Below are 18,596 nucleotides of genomic sequence, written 5' to 3' on the forward strand. Positions count from 1 at the left end.
TGCCGTGGTCGACGTGACCGATCGTGCCAATGTTGACGTGCGGCTTATTGCGCTCAAACTTGCTCTTTGCCATGTGAATTGCTTCCTGTGAACGTGAAGTAGTTTTCCCGGCGAACCGGTTTGGTGTCGCCGTTTAAGGCTTTGTAAGCGAATGCGCAAGACTTAATTGTCAAAGCACGGTCGCGCACGCCTAAGGCGCGCCTCAAGGTGCATATATGGTGCGTTCCGCGCGATATTCAAAGCTGGCTCAGCCTTCCCACGCGACGGGCAGACGGGACGCACGGACGGGACCCTGCCTGTACCCCTCTTCGCACAATCGGATCGTTAAATAAGCTTTTTCTTTATCACAACTTCTTTACCTGGACCCTCATCATGGCTTAAGGAAATTTCATCTCCGGGGGGAGACGGGCGAGCGGGACGATGCGCCCAGGCGCAAAACCTCTATGCCACATATTGATCAGCCGCGCTCTCCGGCGCGAAATTACATCCGTTTCAGGACCGCTCAATGGAAATCTTCACAGCCGCCGGCTTCACGGCATTCATGCAAGTCATTGCGATCGATCTCGTTCTCGCAGGCGACAATGCCATCGTCATCGGCCTTGCCGCCGCCGGTCTTCCCGCCCATCTTCGCCGCAAGGCGATCCTGGTCGGCATCATCGCCGCCACCGTATTGCGCATCGGCTTTGCCGCCGTCACCGTGCAGCTTCTCTCCATTGTCGGGCTTCAACTCTTCGGCGGGCTTCTGCTTGCCTGGGTTTGCTGGAAGATGTGGTCCGAACTGCGCGAAGCCGCAGGCTCCATCGAAGACGAGGTGACGGACGAAGAGGCTGACCTGACCAAAGGTCACAAGACCTTCTTTCAGGCCGCAACCCAGATCGTCATCGCCGATGTGTCCATGTCGCTGGACAACGTGCTTGCCGTCGCCGGTGCCGCGCAGGACCATGTCACGGTGCTGATCATCGGTCTCGTCGTCTCGATCGCCCTCATGGGACTGGCCGCCAATTTCGTCGCCAAGTTGCTGCACCGCTACCGCTGGATTTCGTATCTTGGCCTGATGGTCATCATCTATGTGGCGCTCAACATGCTATATCACGGCGTGATCGAAGTCCTGCCCTACATCAAGCCATATTTCGGCTGAGACTGGCAGTCACATATTCGTCCCGGAAGGCCTGGAAACGAGAGTTTCCGGGCCTTTTCTTTTCGTACCCACACAAATGCACCCTTGCCTGCGCAGCATTGCAAGCGCACGCGCAGGTGAAATCGGCGCACAGGGGAATCGGTCTCCGCATCCGCTGCAACATTCGGATAAGACAGGGAAATCGTGATTTTTTGCCTATGGATTTTGGCAATTGAGGTCAGCCACGGGCAAGCCTAGTGAGCTAGTTAATAAGTCATAAAAATAAAAAGAAAGGTAAAGCTGCCAATGGCTTATGACTGGACCGGCGGTCGCACCCGCCGCCTTCGCAGGATGAAGCTGGGCGCTGTTGCAAGCTCACTAATCCTGCTGGCGCTCTTAACAGCGCTCGTTCTAGGCTGAACGCGCTGCGCGCAATTCAACGCTGACCGGCGGCATGGCAAGGTTTCCCAAAACCGCCCTGCCGCCGCTCCTTCGGGGGCAACGTCCATTCTTTGTTGGCAAGATTTGCCGAATATCAGCCGCGAAGGCATGTCCTGGTTATGCCGCCGATTGAAGCGGGTTCATTTCGGCGCTGAAGCTGCGGCAAGAGCTATCGAAACAGCCAATAAATGACGCCAAGCACCAACGTCCACATCAGTAATGATATGGCGAGTACGGCGAGGTAGTTTCGAAATCGTCTGGTCATCCGCCCACATTGCCGGCCAGCCGCCAAGGGACAGCCGTAACCGTTTGATTGCTGGATGCGGATCAAGCCGCAAGATCAACTCTTTCTATCAAGATGCTGAATCGCAAACCATTCGCAGATTTTACCCGCCCGAAACCGGGGTTGCCTGACCATGTGAATATCAACCCGCCGGTAAGCGTGAAAACGCTGGGCCACGCTTGCCGCAGGATTTGCAGGGCACAGGAAAAACCGCACGTCGTTCTGGACGTGGCTCAGACACGCTCCGGTCAACCGAATCGACAAATTAAGTCCTTCGGTATGATGTCTGATGACGCGTCATTGCTGGGGCAACGGCGATCAGCCGCCGCCCCAAAAAAGCGCGTCAGCTCTTCAAAGCCGTATTGCACAGGCTCCAGTAACCGCCACCCTTCTGAATCCACTTGAGATCGCCGAGCGTGCCGTCATCCTTGTTCTTACGATAAGAATCGACGCAGGTCTTCAGGCGGGCCTTGCCAGGAGTCTCGCTTGAATATTTCTTATCGACAGCACTCGGAAATACGACGCTCTTCGGAGCCTTTATCGTCGCCTTTTCGGGTTCTTTGTCGGTGGTAGCCGCAACTTGCTTGTCGTCGGCAGCGCTTTCGGCAGCAGCATCGCTACCGCAGAACTTGGCGCGATAGTCGTTCCACTTGACGTCCTTCGCGGACCCGTCGGCTTTCGCCGCCTGGTATTTCACGCTGCACTCTTTCATGGTGAGCGCCGCTGCGGGGGAGACAAACGCCGCCGATGCGAGCAGCGCTAAGGATGAGAGAATTACAACCCTGTTGATCATCGAAGACTCCCGTGTGCATGATTGCCGGCAGACTATCCGACCGGACTTTCCGCTTGTCAACGAGCAGTGCAACAAGCACTGAAAGTCGAATTGGCGGGGAGCAAAATGTGCTCATCGGGCGTGGCGTTTTCGCGGTGAGGACGGCATCACACAGTGACCATGGATATCCACAATCAGCCCGCCGCCGGGGGCATCTCCGCCTTGCCACGCGAACGACGGCAAGCACCGCACAACGAATCACGTATTCGTGTGACGTCAACCCTGCATCGGAACGAAATTCCTTAATTTTCGTTAGCATCTCGAACGAATAACGAGGATTTATCGATGTTGAGGATGCCGAAGACTATCTCCGCGCTCGCTCTTGGCGTCGCAATATCTACCGCTTCTACCGTGCCCGCCAGTGCGCTGAGCCTCATACAACCGGCCTACGAACAACAGGAGCAGGCGCAGAATTCCGACGGTCGCGGCTATCCCGCATCCGCCTTTGCCGCGGGCAAGGGTGAAGAGGCGTCATCCAACGGTTACGCCCTCTCAGAATCGGAAATAAACCACGTAAAATGGTGTGCAGCGCGTTACGCATCATACCATCCAACCGACAACAGCTATATGGCAGCCGCCGGCATACGGACGCAATGTCGTTCTCCGAATTGATTCAGCCGTGCCGCAGCGCACCGCGTCCCAGCCAATAAGATAAAATTTACTTTAAATTCTATTGACCTGAACCTTTATCCGGGTTGGCCGTTTGAAGCGCGTGCCAGCGAGGAAACGCGATGATGTGGAATCTTGAAAAACTTGAGCAAGAGCGACTTGATCTGATCGAGGTCATTACTGCCCTGCGCCACACTGAACGCCTGTCGACAGCGGATCGCACCTCGATCTTTGAGAAAATTACGGCGCATATGGTGAGGTTAAGCGAGCTCGACGCAGAGAAAATGCGGATTCAGTCGGCCTTGGAGGCGAGCTGAAAACAGCCAACGCTGATTGGAGTCTGCACATCGGCGCGAGGCAAAATTATCGATCTTTTTGAGAAGTTTTGGAGCGGGTAGCGGGAATCGAACCCGCGTATTCAGCTTGGAAGGCTGCTGCTCTACCATTGAGCTATACCCGCGGTGGTGATTTTGATCCTGCGCAGAATGGTGGAGGGAGTTGGATTTGAACCAACGTAGGCGTAGCCAACGGATTTACAGTCCGTCCCCTTTAACCACTCGGGCATCCCTCCAGCTATCTGCTAGGATCGAGCAACCAAGCTCTTCAGATTTCTCTCCGGCGAAGCGCCGTTGCGTCGTCTGTGGCGCGTATATGACGGCCTCGTTCGCTTCTGTCAACACGCCGTTTCACGAATTTTCGGGAAAAAATTCAAACCTCTTTGCAGGCCTGTGGATTATCGCGGGGGCTGGTGTGCGTCGCGTCCCGGAGATATAAGGCGCCATGAGCAAAGACGATCCAAACGACAAATCCACCCGCGACACGCACTACGCCACCCTGCGCCGTGCCGTGCGCGATGCCAAACGCGAGAGGGGCGAAATTCCGACCCCACAGCAGCCGAAGCGCCGGAATCGTGGCGCGGAAGACTGGAAGCCGCCGCAGCTTGCGCCGGATCAGGTCCACCTTTACGGCCTTCATACCGTGCGTGCGGCGCTTTCCAATCCCGAACGGCAACTCATCAAGCTGTCGGTTACCCTGAATGCCTTTGCGCGTCTGGATATCGGCGAAGCGGATGCGCAGCCCTTCCCGGTAGAGATTGTCTCACCGCAGGATATCGACAAGGTGCTCGGCCCCGAGGCGATCCATCAGGGCGTGATGCTGGAAACCAGGCCGCTTCCGGTCAAGAAACTCGACGCGCTGAAGAAAAGCCCGTTGATCCTCGTGCTCGATCAGGTCACCGACCCGCACAATGTCGGCGCCATCATGCGCTCGGCGGTCGCCTTCAACGCCGGCGCCGTCATCACCACCATTCGCCATAGCCCGACGGAGTCAGGCGTGCTTGCGAAGTCTGCGTCCGGCGCACTGGAACTCATTCCCTATATCCAGATCACCAACCTTGCCGATACATTGGGCGAGCTGCACAAGCTTGGCTTCTTCTCGGTCGGTCTGGATTCGGAAGGCCCCGCCCCCATCGAGCAAACCTTCACCGGCGCAAAGATCGCCCTGGTGCTGGGAGCCGAAGGCAAGGGTCTGCGCCAGAAGACCCGCGAAACCGTTTCGGCGCTCGCCCGTCTCGATATGCCGGGCGAGATCAAATCGCTCAACGTATCTAATGCGGCAGCCATCGCCCTTTATGCAACGCAGCAATTTCTGGGCAAAGCGTCGTCCTGACGCTTACCCTTCCTTGCGAAATCACAAAGCGCAACGCATGCTGCGCCTTTGACATTCGCAAGGAGCAAATCTCGACATGACCGACCTGCCCATCAAACCGACCGGCGAGCTGACGCTGCGGACGCTCGCAATGCCGGCCGACGCCAATCCGGCCGGTGATATTTTCGGCGGCTGGGTCATGTCCCAGATGGACTTGGCCAGCGGCATCCGCGCCGCGGAGCGGTCTCGCTGTCGCGTGGTCACTGCGGCGGTCAAGGAAATGGCTTTCGAGTTGCCGGTGAAGATCGGCGACACGCTGTCCATCTACACCGATATCGCCCGGCTCGGCCGCACCTCCATCACGCTGACGGTTGAGGCCTGGGCGCAGCGCTCCCGTTACGACAAGCTGGAAAAAGTCACCGCCGGAACCTTTATCATGGTGGCGATGGACGAAAACGGGCAGCCGACGCCCATCCCTCCGGCGGAGTAGGGTGCGATGGAGGCCGCCGTCAACGCCGCGGAAGCCTATGCGCATATCCGCGCCGTCATGGGCATGGTGGTCGGCCTCAGCCTCGCCCGCTTGCTGACCGGCCTTGCCGGTTTCGTGCAGCATCCCAAGAAGGAGCGCATCTATCCCTTGCATATCGGCTGGGTGGCGTTCCTGTTTCTGATGCTCGTGCATTTCTGGTGGTGGGAACACCGGCTTTCCGCCACCAGCCACGTCCTCGGCTTCGGCGCGTTCCTGTTCCTGATCCTGTTCTGCTCGCTGTTCTATTTCCTGTGCGTGTTGCTGTTCCCCTCAGACATGAAGGAATACAAGGGATACGAGGACTATTTCTTTTCCCGTAAAAGCTGGTTCTTCGCGTTTCTCGCCGCACTTTTCGTCACGGATATCGGCGATACGCTGCTGAAGGGACAGGACTACCTCTCCTCGCTGGGCGCTGAATATCTCATCCGCACAGCTATTTACGTTGTTCTGTTCACACTGGCGGCTTTCATCGGCAACCGACGCTTTCACAGGTTTCTCGTCATTTTCGCCCTGATTTATCAGGTAGTCTGGATATTCCGGACCTACGACCTGCTGGCCTGAACATTCCCATCCCGACGCCGGGTGACAATTGAAAACAGGCCTCGTCTTTCGCCATCGTGTCGCGGTGACACGGCCCGATAAATATGGCATTTCGCTGCAATGGGATTCATTCGCAGGATAATGCAGGACAGAAGTTCGGCTGGCGCCATCGCCACGCTGGCGGTCCTGCTTTTTCTCCTGCAAGGGCTCGTGAATGGCCTGACCAGCGGCAATATGGCCTCAGCCGCGCTGGCGACCGGTGAGATCATCTGTTCCAGCCACATGCCCGAAGGCGGTTCGGGCAAACCGAACCCGGCCTCCAACCCTGCGGGCAAGCTCACCGACAATTGCTGCGGCACGCTCTGCCGTCTGGCCTCCGTTACCATCGCCGCTCTTCCCGTTACTCCCGTCGAGCGTGCGGACGGGATCGTCCGGGCCGTCGAAGTCGACTTTCTCGACCGCGACACGGCATTGCCGCCGCCACCACCCAATCTGGAATCGCGCCCACGCGCACCGCCTCCCTCTCTGCAAATGTGAAGAGCGATCCGGCCCTGCCGGAAAATCAACTTTTCTGCGGAGACATCCATGTCCGTTACGACCTCTTTCGAGGGCGAGCGCGCGCCTGCGCAATCCTCGTCCGTCAACCTGTACCGCGCCGTATGGCGCTGGCACTTCTACGCTGGCCTTTTTGTACTGCCCTTTCTGATATCGCTGGCCGTCACCGGTGCGCTCTATCTGTTCCGGGACGAATTCGACAATCTCATTCATTCGGACCTGAAGCGCATCGAAGTGGCGCAGAACGTGCCGAAAGCACTCCCCTCCGATATTCTCGCCGCAGCCGTTGCGGCAGTTCCCGGCACTGCTGTGAAATACACCACGCCAGGCGATCCGGGTGCCTCGACGGAAATTACCGTCAGTACGGCCGAAGGGAAACGCGCCGTCTACGTCAACACCTATACCGGGCAGGTTGCCGGTTCACTGCCGGATCGCGGCACCATCATGTGGACGATCCGCTACATCCACAGCCTGAAATATTTCGGTACCTATACCCGCTATCTGATCGAGATCGCCGCCGGCTGGTCCATCCTGCTCGTCGCCACCGGCATCTATCTGTGGTGGCCTAGGAAGCAGAGCGGCGGTGTTTTGACCGTGCGCGGCACGCCGAAAAAACGCGTCTTCTGGCGCGATACCCATGCCGTCACCGGCATTTTCGTCGGCTTTTTCATCGTATTTCTCGCAGTCACCGGAATGCCCTGGTCGGGCGTGTGGGGCGCCAAGGTCAACGAATGGGCAAACGGCAGCAATTTCGGATATCCGGCAGGCGTGCGGACCGATGTTCCAATGTCCGGCGAACATCTCGATCACATGGCCAAGACCAGCTGGTCACTGGAGCAGGCGAAAATCCCGGAATCCTCCGCATCCGCCACCGGGCAACCAATCGGCATAGATGCGGCCATCGCGCGTTTCGACGGGCTCGGTCTTGCCCCTGGTTATACCGTCGTGCTGCCGACCAAACCGACAGGCGTCTATAGCGGCTCCGTCTATCCCGATGACCTTTCAAAGCAGCGCGTCGTCCATCTCGATCAATATAGCGGCAAACCGCTGATCGACATGAGCTATTCCGACTACGGTCCGCTTGGAAAGGTGCTGGAATGGGGGATCAACGTGCATATGGGCCAGCAATTCGGCCTCGCCAACCAGATCGTGTTGCTGGCAGCCTGTGTCGGCATCGTCCTGCTTGCCGTTTCCGCCGGCATCATGTGGTGGAAACGACGCCCCAGAGGTTCGCTCGGCGTGCCACCATTGCCGCAGGATAAACGCGTCTTGCGCGGCCTGCTGGCGCTGCTCGCCATCGGCGGCATCCTGTTCCCGCTGGTTGGCGCAAGCCTGCTGGTGATGCTTGTTCTCGATCTGATCGTGCAGTCCCGCGAAAAGCAACGCGCTGCCTGACAAAAAACACGGCCGGGAGATATCCCCCGGCCGTGTCCTTCTGAATTCCGGGCGGTTGGCAGAAGCTTGGCCTTAGAGCACGTCCTGTTTAAACAGAATTGTTTGACGTGCTCTAACTGTTTGTTTCTACGAATTTTCCGGACGTAAAACCGCTACGCACTCTTACTGGAAATGCTCTAGAACATCGTGTTATTGTTTGCAGCCTTTTCCGGAACCGGCTGGATCACGTCCCAATGTTCGGTGATCTTGCCGTCGGTGACCCTGAAAATATCGACGATGGCGGCTCCGCGAGCACCTTCTTTATCCGTGGAATGGATGTGCAGATAAACCAGATCTCCATCCGTGGCGCTACGCACGATCCGGGATTTCGCCTGCGGGTTTTCCTTGAAGAAGCCGGTGAAATAGTCGACGAATGGCTTCTTGCCATCAGGCACCATCGGATTGTGCTGTTTGTAGCTGTCGACGATGACGGTAGCGCCCTTCGCCACCTCGTGCTGGTTGAAGACGGTGTCGTAAAAATCGATCACCAGCTTGCGGTTGGCTTCTTCCTGAACCAGATCGCGCTTGGCGGTTTCCGCCAGAACGGGCGCGGCCATCAGCGCGGGCGCGAGGGCAAGAGCAGCGATGGCAAGACGACGTGTCATGAAATTCATGGATGAGACCTCTCAGTAGCCGACGGTGAAACGCTGGCGGGAATGCTGCGGCTTTTCGATTTCATCGACAAGCGCGATGGCGTAATCCTCGAAAGAAATGCGGCTGCCAGCTTCGTTGCCCAAAAGGCTGTCCTTGCCGATACGGAATTTGCCCGTTCTTTCCCCCGGCACGAATTCGGCCGATGGCGACAGGAAGGTCCAGTCGAGCTGCTTTTCCCCTTTCAGACGGTCCAGAAACTCCGCTCCCTTGGTCGCCTCGGCCTTGTAGGCGGCCGGGAAGTCCGGCAGGTCAACCACGCGTTGGCCCGGCGCAATTTCAAGGCTGCCGGCGCCACCCACGACGAGATAACGGGAAACGCCCGAGGCACGGACGGCCTCGATCAGCGTCACCGGATCGCTCGCAGTGAAGTGCACGGCGCTGATCACGGCATCGTGACCCTTAAGCAGTTCCGAAAGCCCTGCCTGATCGAAGACATCGCCCTTTTTTGCCACTACGTTCGGCAGGCTGGCGATCTTTTCAGGGTTGCGGGCGATCGCCGTCACCTGGTGCCCCCGGTCGGAAAGTTCCTTCAGAATACGGGATCCGGCATTGCCGGAGGCTCCGATGAGCGCGATTTTAGCCATGGCTTTTTCCTTTATGGGCATCGTTGTAGGTCTAGATAATAGACCGCTAGGGGAAGCTATGGTATCGCAGCCCCGGCTGCAAGAAGTCAGCCGACGCTGATCAGGTCACACGGCGATGACCTGAAAGGGCACGAAAATGGAAAGAGCAGGGAAAATGCCGGATACGCAAACCAAGGAAATCTTCGCCTTCGACCAGCCCTGCCCCATCCGCGACGCGCTGGATCGCATCGGCGATCAATGGAGCCTGCTGGTTTTGGAAGCGCTTCAGGGCGGGGTTCTGCGTTTCAACGAATTGAACCGCAAGATCGACGATATTTCCAAGCAGATGTTGTCACGCACGCTGAAACGGCTGGAGGAAGACGGTTTCATTCGCCGCACGCTCTATGCGCAGGTGCCGCCGCGCGTGGAATACGAACTGACCAATCTCGGCCGTTCGTTTCTGGTGCCGATGCAATTGCTGGTGCAGTGGGCGGACGAGAACCACGTCCGCATTTGTACGGCGCGGTTGGACTATGCCAATGGTGGAACGGGATCGTAATACCGTTCCTCGTGCCGTGGCGAAACCTGTCCGCCACGGCAATAGAAAGGCACTATGGCAATCAGGAGCGGAAGATGAAGGAAGCGCCGAAAGCGATGAGCGCAAAACCGATCACGTGGTTGATCGTGATGCTTTCCTTCAGCCAGAAGACCGAGAACAGCGCAAAGACCGCAAGCGTGATAACTTCCTGAATGGTCTTGAGCTGCGCGGTCGAATAGACCTCCGATCCCATGCGGTTCGCGGGGACTGCGAGCATGTATTCGAAGAAAGCGATGCCCCAGCTTGCGACAATCGCAAGGAAGAGTGCGCTGCCCTTGTGCTTGAGATGCCCATACCAGGCGAAAGTCATGAAAACATTGGAGACGATGAGCATCAGGACAGGCCAGATGTGGGCAGGGCTGATCGAGAACGGCATGATTGTTCCTGAATGAAGAAGGGAGGGATGTCACGAAAGGCAGTTTGAAAACGCAACCGTCATTTTTGTCTTTGCTTTAACTTACCGCCGTATGAAACGGAACCGGTTTCTATCAAAGCGTATTCGGCCGCTATGCAACGTATCCGGCCAAATTTTGTTCCCCGCGCTTCGTTTCCTTTTTGTACTCATTTTTTCTTGGCCTCCCCTTCCCTTTGCGCGTGACTCCCTCCATATTTCGCGCATGGCCAGATCACCCAAAAATTCCAAACCCTCGAATTCCGGCTTCGAGGAAGCTCCGCAATCGTCGTTCGAAGGCGCGCCGCTCAGCGGCAGCGTTGCCGATTGGGTAAAGCAGCTCGAGGCGGAAGCCGAAGCCGGCTCGGTGGAAACCCAGCGCGAAGTCGCCTCGAAAGCTGGCAAGCACCGCAAGAAGATCGAGATCGAAGCGCGCAAGGAAGCGGAAAAAGCGGCCAACAAAACGGCTAAAAACACCACGGCTTCCAAGACAGCGCGCGGCGTTTCCATCGGCGCGTCGAGCGATCCAAAAACCCGCGCCGCCGCCGGTCTCAATCCCGTGGCTGGCATGGACGTTTCCCTGGAGGAGGCGGCCAATCTCGCACCGGGTGCCGTCACCGCCACCGTCGAGGCGCTATCGGCGCTTATCGAGAGCGGCAATCCGCTGTTCAAGGACGGCAAGATGTGGACGCCGCACCGGCCGGCCCGTCCGCCGAAATCCGAAGGCGGCGTTACAATCCGCATGGACTCGGAGTATCAACCGGCAGGCGACCAGCCAACGGCGATTGCCGATCTCGTGGAAGGCATCAATTCCGGCGAGCGCAGCCAGGTCCTGCTCGGCGTCACCGGCTCCGGCAAAACCTTCACCATGGCCAAGGTGATCGAGGCAACCCAGCGCCCGGCCGTCATCCTTGCGCCCAACAAGACGCTGGCCGCGCAGCTCTATTCCGAGTTCAAGAACTTCTTCCCCGACAATGCGGTAGAGTACTTCGTCTCATATTACGATTATTATCAGCCGGAAGCCTATGTGCCGCGCTCCGACACCTTCATCGAGAAGGAATCCTCGATCAACGAACAGATCGACCGGATGCGCCACTCCGCCACCCGCTCGCTGCTGGAACGCGACGACTGCATCATCGTCGCTTCGGTTTCCTGCATCTATGGTATTGGCTCGGTGGAAACCTATACCGCCATGACCTTCCAGATGCAGGTGGGCGACCGGCTGGACCAGCGCCAGCTTCTGGCCGACCTTGTGGCCCAGCAATACAAGCGCCGCGACATGGATTTCCAGCGCGGCTCCTTCCGCGTGCGCGGCGATACCATCGAAATCTTCCCTGCCCACCTTGAGGATGCCGCCTGGCGCATCTCGATGTTCGGCGACGAAATCGATTCCATTACCGAATTCGACCCGCTGACCGGCCAGAAAACCGGCGATCTGCAATCCGTCAAGATCTACGCCAATTCGCACTATGTCACCCCGCGCCCGACGCTGAACGGCGCGATCAAGTCGATCAAGGAAGAGCTGAGGGTCCGCCTCGCCGAGTTGGAAAAGGCGGGACGCCTGCTGGAAGCCCAGCGGCTGGAACAGCGCACACGTTACGACATCGAAATGCTGGAGGCGACCGGCTCCTGCGCCGGTATCGAAAACTATTCGCGTTATCTCACCGGCCGCAATCCCGGTGAGCCGCCGCCGACGCTGTTTGAATATATCCCTGATAATGCGCTGCTTTTTATTGACGAAAGCCACGTATCGGTTAGCCAGATCGGTGGCATGTATCGCGGCGACTTCAGGCGCAAGGCGACGCTGGCCGAATATGGCTTCCGCCTTCCCTCCTGCATGGATAACCGCCCGTTGCGCTTTGAGGAATGGGATGCGATGCGGCCGCTGACGGTCGCAGTTTCGGCCACCCCCGGCTCGTGGGAAATGGAACAGGCCGGCGGCGTCTTCGCCGAACAGGTCATCCGCCCGACAGGACTCATCGATCCGCCGGTCGAGGTGCGCTCCGCCCGCAGCCAGGTGGACGATGTTCTCGGCGAAATTCGCGAGACCGCCGCTAAGGGTTATCGCACACTCTGCACCGTGCTGACCAAGCGCATGGCTGAAGACCTGACCGAATATCTGCACGAACAGGGCGTTCGCGTGCGTTACATGCACTCGGATATCGACACGCTGGAACGCATCGAGATCATCCGCGACCTGCGCCTTGGTGCGTTCGACGTGCTTGTCGGTATCAACCTTCTGCGCGAAGGCCTCGATATTCCCGAATGCGGTTTCGTCGCGATCCTCGATGCCGACAAGGAAGGCTTCCTGCGTTCGGAAACTTCGCTGATCCAGACCATCGGCCGCGCCGCCCGTAACGTCGACGGCAAGGTCATCCTTTATGCCGACAATATCACCGGCTCGATGAAGCGGGCGATGGAGGAAACCTCCCGCCGCCGCGAAAAGCAGATGGCCTATAACGCCGAACACGGCATCACGCCGGAATCGGTCAAGGCGAAGATCTCCGATATTCTTGATTCAGTTTATGAGCGTGATCACGTAAGGGCCGATATTTCAGGCGTTTCCGGCAAAGGCTTCGCCGATGGCGGCCATCTGGTCGGCAACAATCTGCAGTCCCATCTCAACGCGCTGGAAAAATCCATGCGCGATGCCGCAGCCGATCTGGACTTCGAAAAAGCCGCCCGCCTGCGAGACGAAATCAAGCGCCTCAAGGCCACCGAACTCGCCGTCATGGACGACCCGATGGCGAAGGAAGAGGCGAAATCGCTTGAGGGTGGCGGCAGAAGCAAGAAAAAAGAAACGAACGCCCGCAACGGGTCGATCTCCCCTCTTGCAGGAGACATATCGGGCGGGACAGAGGACGGTGCCGCTTCCGCAAACGAAAGTGGAAAATCTCTCTTCGCCAAACCTTCGCTGGACGAAATGGGTCCCGGCTCGGACACGGGCAAGCCGCTGTTTCGCAGGAACACGCTGGACGAGATGACCGTTGGCCGCACCGAGAAGCCGGTGCGTGGCGAAGTTCCCGGCAAACCCGAGACGGAAACCGGCAAACGTTTCTCACCGCTCATGGAAGGCCAACCTGAGCGAACCAAGGACGATCCCCGCCCCCTCGTGCGCGGCAAGATCGGAGCGGGTTCCTATGAGGATGCCGGCGAACAGAAGCGCAAAAGCCGGACGAAGGGGAAGACGGGGCGTCCGGGGCAGTAATATGTCAGATCAACTGGAGCTGCTGCTTCTCTTCAACGCGATCTAATGAATAAATTGATCGCATTTGATCTAGAAACTGCGTTTGACCACCGTAACTTGGATGCCTAACTTGATAATTCTCGCATGAGACCTTACGAGCCCATTTTGCCGCGTCGTTTCCGATCGCGACAATACGCCCGACTTTAAATAAGGAACACAATTCCTCTAGGAATGTAAATCCGACCTCAGCTTCCTCTTTCGTATGTTGACGATTGCTGAATGGATCGCCCGACAAAAACGGATGTAATGGGAAAACATTCCACGTCAATACGGGAATACTAACGCCTTCCAAAATGCGGAATATATTTGACGCAGTCCTTTCCTTGACCGCAGGGCCATTGGTAGCACGCCGGAGGGATTTCAACCTGAGATGAGCGGCATAGAGATCCAGAGAGCACTCATCAGTCAACGCGATGCCTGTACGACGCCCTCCCTTGTAGCCCAAGTCGCGACCCACCCAAATATCTATGGAGGATACAGAGGTTAGCGAGAAAAGAATCTCTGTAAGATTATCCCTGCGTATCTTAGGAGCCGATTGTTGGTCGAAGATTGGACAAGTGTCAGTGTAAGGATTAAAGCAATTATCAAATTTTACGCCCGAAACCCGCTCAACAAATCCCTCAACTGTAGTCATTTTGGTATCTCCTTCCAACCTGACGGCTCACCACAAAAGCCGTTCGGAGTATCCTGCAAAAGCCAATTTATCACAGCATCTCTCAATTCATGAGAATGCGCCGTCCGGTGACCACGGCCTACCGCAACAATACCAGAAAAACAGTCCGGAACGGAAAGCGCGCGCTTTCCGTAATATCCGAATATGTCAGCTACCAAGACTTTATCTGTGCTACCTGTATCCGTATTTATATTCCTGATATTTGGTAAACCATTGGGAAGACTGTGAAAAGACGGCTCTTGAATTACATTTCCAGATGCATCGTAACGATAAATATTGTCCCCGTGAAATTTAAGATGACTTCCGTTCACGATCGGCTTTTTTTGTTCAAATCGTAAATCGTGCCAATATTCGTTAAAAGTCATGATCTGACCCACCCTCATCCAATATATTAGGCGATAACGAATATCTGATTTGGACGAACCAAACCCCATAACGAAGTCACCAATATTAGCAACGCGACGAATTACGGGTTTACAGTTCGCGAGGGTACACACACCGTGAAACGGATTAGGCGAGAAGCCCATGTCATGGTCGATAACGTATCGGTAAATCTTCATCTAACAGTTATGTGGTTTTTGCGGGTTTCGTGACGCTGGAGCGCCGCTCCCGTCTTGCTGGATTCGATCATTGCCTTGCAATGCCTCCACCAACGCCCCACCTTCTAAGAAAACTTTAGCTGAACAGTACTTCTGGGCGATTTCACTTATATTTTCTATATCTTCAACAAAGACACAGATAATTCGCATCACTCCATTGATAAGATTAATTACTCGATCCTCTTCTATCGTTGTACTTTCTTCTCGAACTAGATATATGCCAGCACTGGCGTCAGAAGGAACACTTGATGAGTGCGGAGGCCAAGCTCTTATTTCGTAAGCGTTATCAGAATAAGAACGCAATGCTTCGAGCTCATTAGAACGAAAATTTTGATTTATAACATAAACCACCATTCTATCACTCCACAATTAGTGTTGAAGACTGCATATCGATCTCGATTACACCTCCACCATTTTTGCAAAGTGAATTGAAAGCTTGGCAGCCATCAAAAATAGCAAGACGCCATGATGCTGAACTACATTTACTGACTTCGAACTTTGATGTCATTTTCTTCAGCAGGGTGACCAACTTTAGAGGTATGGATTCTACTGTTGGAAAAAAATCTGCTTCCTCAGCATGCGTGAATATTATAGCCGCCACCGCTTCCTCAACGATTGCGGCTCTTGCACCATCCTCATTTTCGTCGACATCTGGAACAGATTTTCTTTTTCTTTTTAAAAGGCGCCGCATTACGGGCGACCAGTGAAGGTGAGCTAAAAAGGCCATATGAAAAGCATCGTGAAAACGATATTTGTCTTCCAAGTACGAATTGTCTGAAAGGGAGTCGCCCAGAGGTTTGCCATCAAAAACCATCTGGGAACGCCCCTTTCCATCCAAGCTAAATTCAACGCGCATGTGGTCCGGCAATCTTTCATGGGCAGGATATGCTGAGTCAAACATTGGAGACTCGGGAGGCCCAAAAAAAGCTTGGGTTTTCTCTAGATTTTCAATTGCAACATCATTTAGACTAATTTTATGTAGAGTGGCTAAGGCTGATAAATACCAAAGAACATCGCCTAGTTCCTCAGCAAGCTCAGAACGGAATTGTTCTTCTGGAGGCTTGTCTCTCAGTCGCTTTTTATAGACGGTATACAGACTCCCAATTTCCCCTGCGAGACCGAGTATGGCGATCAGGGGTCGTTTGTTTGTATCGGTATGCGACGCCTTTTCCTGATATTCATCGATGTCCATGATTGCCCCCATTTTGAGAATCATTTTACCGAAAGTTGTATTTCTGTATAGCGCAATAGTAGAAAAATATCCGCCACCAAACATATATTACTTATAGGTCATTCCTTCATACGCTCCTCTCCAGCCTTCCCCGCCACATTTAACGCCACCGCCGCGCGGATCAGCGCCACCAGTGCCTCCTCGTCGATCTCATCTCCCTCGTGAAAGTCGATGGCGCGCCGCGTATTGCCCTCAAGGCTCGAATTGAACAGGCCGGCCGGGTCTTCAAGCGATGCGCCCTTCGCAAACGTCGTCTTCACGGCTGTCTTGTAGGTTTCGCCCGTGCAGATGATACCGGCATGCTCCCAGACGGGCACGCTGCGCCATTTAACCTCCTCCGTCACCTCCGGATCGGCCTTCCTTATCAGCGCCCGGATGCGCGCAAGCGTCTCGCCACGCCAGTCGCCAAGCTCCGCGATCTTTCGATCGATGAGAACCGACGGTGCATTCTCCTCCGCTTCCTTGCTGTCAGTGTTTTTTGCCATAACGTCCTCCGGATTTGGCGTGCCAGTGCTCCTGCTACCAGCATAAACCAAAATTTCCTGCGCTCCCACGCGGAACCAAATCCGGCCTTCACCGTTTCTTCCCCGAACGAAACGTTCAGCATACAAAGGGAAGAAACATCATGAAAATCAACGTCATCGCTCTCGCTGCCGCAGCAGCCCTCTCCTCTTCCGTGGCTTTTGCCCAGACGGCTGCGACTGCGCCTGCTGTTGGCGCCGATGCGACTTTGTCCGGTCCCGGCATCACCATGGGCACCAAGGCTAACGGCCCGCTGAAGTTCGTCAATGTTCAGAAAACCGACCTCACCGCCTCCCAGCTCGACGGTCTGGATATCTATAACGCCCAGAACGAAAACATCGGCGAAATCGAGGACGTCGTCATCGGTGATGGCAAATCGGTGATCGGCCTCGTTGCCAGCGTCGGCGGTTTCCTCGGCATCGATAAGAGCTATGTGGTGCTCGACCCGGCCTCGGTTGCAGTCCACAACGACAACGGCACCTGGAAGGCCTATGTCGATACCACCAAGGAAGCGCTGCAGAACGCACCGAAGCTCGACTACGACAAGCTGGACGACTGATTCCCCTGCAGTCGCAAGCTTGACCCCCGCGATCCGTCGCGGGGGTTTTTCGTGTGTGGAATTTCGGCGCAGTATCCGACAATCCCTCTCTCACGGCGCTTGCCTAGCAGCCCAGCTCTCGCCTATCTTTGGCGCGCAAGACACCAAGGATCGATGCGTGCCCGCCAAAACTCTCTCTTCCCTCACCATCAGCGCTGTGGCGATATTGCTGAGCACCCTTCCGCTATCAGCACAGTCAGCCGGCTGGAAACCAGCCGAGCAGATAAAAACCTATGCGATCAGCGGTGATACGGGTGGAGCGCTTTACCAGTCCATAGGCGAGCGCGGCCCGACCGCCGGTGTGCAGGCCATCGCCCACACCACCTTCAAGCTGACATGGCGGCGCGATTATCGTCCGCAACCGGACGGTGCCTGCGTACTGGCCACCGCCAAGCCCAATCTCACAATCATCTATACCTGGCCGAAAGCGCCGGCCAGATTGCCGCCCGCGGTCGCCGCCAGCTGGAAAACCTTCATTTCCGGTGTGGAAACCCATGAGCGCGTTCACGGCGAGCACATTCTCGACATGGTGCAGAAGATCGAGGCATTCAGCACCGGTCTGAGAGCGGAAAACGATCCGAAATGCCAGAAAGTGCGCGTTGTCCTGCAACAGCGGCTTGGTGAGCTATCCAACGAGCAGCGCCAGCGCGGACGCGATTTCGACCGGGACGAGCTTTCCCCCGGCGGCCGCGTGCATCAGCTCATTCTGGCGCTCGTCAACGGTCCCTGAGAACTCCAGGGGGAAACGGCTATTCCGCCGCCTCGCCTTTCAGCAGCGGTTCGGAGAGCGATATGCTTTCCAGCTCGTAGGAATAGCCTTCCAGCATCGTATAGGCCTGCTCGATCGCCTCTATCTGCGCTTCCGCATTGCGGATGGCTTCGGCGATGGACTGGCTGCGCGCGCGCAACATGGAACTCAAAACATCGGTCTCCGGCTTTCTGCCCAGCCGGTCCATATGTTTGCGCACCCGCGTGCGGTGACGCTCAAGTTCCAGAATGTGAAAGCGGCTTTTCAGGATATCATCGGTCAGCTTGCGGCGCATGGCGGCCACTGGGTCGAAGCTGCCGGGCTCGCGCTCGTCCAGAATGAATTCGTTGACCAGAGTTTCCAGCATCAGCAGGCCTTTGAGGTCCTTGGCATCGGCAAGCTGCGGATCGTAACCGGTATCGTCGAACACCTTGCGGCGCACCGGATCCTTCAAAAGCTCGTAAGCGGTTTGCAGGCGTGCGAATTGGTCGGTATCGCCCCCGCTGTCGGGATGGGCGGCTTTCGCCACCTTCCGGTAAGCGGACTTGATCGCCGCCTCGTCGGCATCACGCTCCACGCCAAGCAAAACATAGGGATCGATCACTAAAACACCTTCAAACGCAAACTGTTACCGCATGCCATACGCCACCCCCGTGCGGCTCGCGCACAGATCATAAGCGAATTCCGCCCGCGCGGCACCCCCGCGCCGGCGCAAAAGCCCTTGATCCTCAAATTTGTCGGACCCATGGCGACTATAATCACGGGCGGGACAAAATTGTGGAAAG

At 56.4% G+C, this 18,596-nt stretch carries 22 protein-coding genes, 2 tRNA genes and 1 pseudogene; 12 read left to right on the forward strand and 13 right to left on the reverse strand.

The features are described 5' to 3' along the window. Positions 1-73: pseudogene (locus tag T18_RS27260) on the reverse strand (elongation factor Tu); the annotation flags it as partial. Between the two features lie 432 nt (positions 74-505). Between T18_RS27260 and T18_RS15915 the strand changes: the two are divergent. Then, complete coding sequence (locus T18_RS15915; protein ID WP_003513029.1) at positions 506-1,138, forward strand: TerC family protein; 633 nt, start codon at positions 506-508, stop codon at positions 1,136-1,138. Positions 1,139-2,184: 1,046 nt separating this feature from the next. On the opposite strand, the gene T18_RS15930 is transcribed toward T18_RS15915, so the two are convergent. After that, entirely contained in the window at positions 2,185-2,634 is a 450-nt protein-coding gene (locus tag T18_RS15930) for a hypothetical protein (RefSeq protein WP_003513030.1), read from the reverse strand. A 324-nt stretch (positions 2,635-2,958) separates the two neighbouring features. On the opposite strand from T18_RS15930, the gene T18_RS15935 reads away from it, so the two are divergent. Together T18_RS15935 and T18_RS15940 are read left to right on the forward strand one after the other, a co-directional pair. Next, entirely contained in the window at positions 2,959-3,285 is a 327-nt protein-coding gene (locus T18_RS15935) for a BA14K family protein (RefSeq protein ID WP_038491463.1), read from the forward strand. Positions 3,286-3,404: 119 nt separating this feature from the next. Continuing rightward, positions 3,405-3,599, forward strand: a complete 195-nt coding sequence (locus T18_RS15940) for a hypothetical protein (RefSeq protein ID WP_013636443.1) — start codon at positions 3,405-3,407, stop codon at positions 3,597-3,599. 69 nt (positions 3,600-3,668) lie between these two features. Here T18_RS15940 and T18_RS15945 read toward each other — a convergent pair. After that, positions 3,669-3,742: transfer RNA gene (locus T18_RS15945), tRNA-Gly, on the reverse strand. A gap of 26 nt (positions 3,743-3,768) precedes the next feature. After that, positions 3,769-3,853, reverse strand: a tRNA-Tyr gene (locus tag T18_RS15950). 209 nt (positions 3,854-4,062) lie between these two features. Here T18_RS15950 and rlmB point away from each other — a divergent pair. The 5 genes from rlmB to T18_RS15975 all read left to right on the forward strand — a co-directional run bounded on the left by rlmB (position 4,063) and on the right by T18_RS15975 (position 7,948). Further along, positions 4,063-4,950 carry a 23S rRNA (guanosine(2251)-2'-O)-methyltransferase RlmB gene (rlmB, locus tag T18_RS15955; protein WP_003513033.1) on the forward strand — a complete coding sequence of 296 codons (888 nt, stop codon included), beginning with the start codon at positions 4,063-4,065 and terminating at the stop codon, positions 4,948-4,950. Positions 4,951-5,026: 76 nt separating this feature from the next. Continuing rightward, complete coding sequence (locus T18_RS15960) at positions 5,027-5,419, forward strand: acyl-CoA thioesterase (RefSeq protein WP_038491466.1); 393 nt, start codon at positions 5,027-5,029, stop codon at positions 5,417-5,419. A gap of 6 nt (positions 5,420-5,425) precedes the next feature. Then, the gene (locus T18_RS15965; RefSeq protein WP_003513035.1) at positions 5,426-6,019 is read left to right on the forward strand and encodes a hypothetical protein; all 594 of its coding nucleotides are present in this window, start codon (positions 5,426-5,428) and stop codon (positions 6,017-6,019) included. 99 nt (positions 6,020-6,118) lie between these two features. After that, positions 6,119-6,535: a DUF2946 family protein gene (locus tag T18_RS15970; RefSeq protein WP_038491470.1), complete on the forward strand. Its 417-nt coding sequence runs from the start codon at positions 6,119-6,121 to the stop codon at positions 6,533-6,535. A 48-nt stretch (positions 6,536-6,583) separates the two neighbouring features. Further along, positions 6,584-7,948, forward strand: coding sequence for a PepSY-associated TM helix domain-containing protein (locus T18_RS15975; RefSeq protein ID WP_038491473.1), 1,365 nt, complete (start codon positions 6,584-6,586; stop codon positions 7,946-7,948). Positions 7,949-8,124: 176 nt separating this feature from the next. Here T18_RS15975 and T18_RS15980 read toward each other — a convergent pair whose 3' ends face one another. Together T18_RS15980 and T18_RS15985 are read right to left on the reverse strand one after the other, a co-directional pair. Next, the gene (locus tag T18_RS15980) at positions 8,125-8,601 is read right to left on the reverse strand and encodes a nuclear transport factor 2 family protein (protein WP_038491475.1); all 477 of its coding nucleotides are present in this window, start codon (positions 8,599-8,601) and stop codon (positions 8,125-8,127) included. A gap of 12 nt (positions 8,602-8,613) precedes the next feature. Further along, positions 8,614-9,225, reverse strand: coding sequence for an NAD(P)-dependent oxidoreductase (locus T18_RS15985; RefSeq protein WP_038491478.1), 612 nt, complete (start codon positions 9,223-9,225; stop codon positions 8,614-8,616). Between the two features lie 154 nt (positions 9,226-9,379). On the opposite strand from T18_RS15985, the gene T18_RS15990 reads away from it, so the two are divergent. Continuing rightward, complete coding sequence (locus T18_RS15990; protein WP_038491481.1) at positions 9,380-9,763, forward strand: winged helix-turn-helix transcriptional regulator; 384 nt, start codon at positions 9,380-9,382, stop codon at positions 9,761-9,763. Positions 9,764-9,824: 61 nt separating this feature from the next. Here the strand turns inward: T18_RS15990 and T18_RS15995 are convergent, their stop codons facing one another. Further along, positions 9,825-10,178, reverse strand: coding sequence for a DMT family protein (locus tag T18_RS15995; protein ID WP_003513041.1), 354 nt, complete (start codon positions 10,176-10,178; stop codon positions 9,825-9,827). 241 nt (positions 10,179-10,419) lie between these two features. Between T18_RS15995 and uvrB the strand changes: the two genes are divergently transcribed. Next, positions 10,420-13,401 (forward strand): excinuclease ABC subunit UvrB, encoded by a 2,982-nt coding sequence (uvrB, locus tag T18_RS16000; protein WP_038492873.1) that lies wholly within the window; start codon positions 10,420-10,422, stop codon positions 13,399-13,401. A 4-nt stretch (positions 13,402-13,405) separates the two neighbouring features. Here uvrB and T18_RS16005 read toward each other — a convergent pair whose 3' ends face one another. The 5 genes from T18_RS16005 to T18_RS16015 all read right to left on the reverse strand — a co-directional run bounded on the left by T18_RS16005 (position 13,406) and on the right by T18_RS16015 (position 16,428). Beyond that, positions 13,406-14,074 carry a uracil-DNA glycosylase gene (locus tag T18_RS16005; protein ID WP_038491484.1) on the reverse strand — a complete coding sequence of 223 codons (669 nt, stop codon included), beginning with the start codon at positions 14,072-14,074 and terminating at the stop codon, positions 13,406-13,408. Next, positions 14,071-14,673 (reverse strand): hypothetical protein, encoded by a 603-nt coding sequence (locus T18_RS26670; RefSeq protein ID WP_167381493.1) that lies wholly within the window; start codon positions 14,671-14,673, stop codon positions 14,071-14,073. The genes T18_RS16005 and T18_RS26670 overlap by 4 nt, the downstream gene beginning before the upstream one ends. After that, positions 14,674-15,066, reverse strand: coding sequence for a hypothetical protein (locus T18_RS26675; RefSeq protein WP_139322512.1), 393 nt, complete (start codon positions 15,064-15,066; stop codon positions 14,674-14,676). It abuts the gene before it with no gap. A gap of 4 nt (positions 15,067-15,070) precedes the next feature. Beyond that, complete coding sequence (locus tag T18_RS16010) at positions 15,071-15,904, reverse strand: nucleoside triphosphate pyrophosphohydrolase family protein (protein ID WP_038492875.1); 834 nt, start codon at positions 15,902-15,904, stop codon at positions 15,071-15,073. 98 nt (positions 15,905-16,002) lie between these two features. Continuing rightward, complete coding sequence (locus T18_RS16015; protein ID WP_038491487.1) at positions 16,003-16,428, reverse strand: DUF1801 domain-containing protein; 426 nt, start codon at positions 16,426-16,428, stop codon at positions 16,003-16,005. A 140-nt stretch (positions 16,429-16,568) separates the two neighbouring features. Between T18_RS16015 and T18_RS16020 the strand changes: the two genes are divergently transcribed. Together T18_RS16020 and T18_RS16025 are read left to right on the forward strand one after the other, a co-directional pair. Beyond that, entirely contained in the window at positions 16,569-17,024 is a 456-nt protein-coding gene (locus T18_RS16020; protein WP_003513045.1) for a PRC-barrel domain-containing protein, read from the forward strand. A 157-nt stretch (positions 17,025-17,181) separates the two neighbouring features. After that, on the forward strand, positions 17,182-17,793 hold the full coding sequence (locus tag T18_RS16025) for a DUF922 domain-containing Zn-dependent protease (RefSeq protein WP_038491490.1): 612 nt from the start codon (positions 17,182-17,184) through the stop codon (positions 17,791-17,793). A gap of 19 nt (positions 17,794-17,812) precedes the next feature. Here T18_RS16025 and T18_RS16030 read toward each other — a convergent pair whose 3' ends face one another. Further along, positions 17,813-18,415 carry a J domain-containing protein gene (locus T18_RS16030; RefSeq protein ID WP_003513049.1) on the reverse strand — a complete coding sequence of 201 codons (603 nt, stop codon included), beginning with the start codon at positions 18,413-18,415 and terminating at the stop codon, positions 17,813-17,815. Between the last annotated feature and the right edge of the window lie 181 nt (positions 18,416-18,596).

Origin of the sequence: Rhizobium sp. TBD182 (genome assembly GCF_001950375.1) — a bacterium.
GTDB classification, from domain to species: Bacteria; Pseudomonadota; Alphaproteobacteria; order Rhizobiales; family Rhizobiaceae; genus Agrobacterium; species Agrobacterium tumefaciens.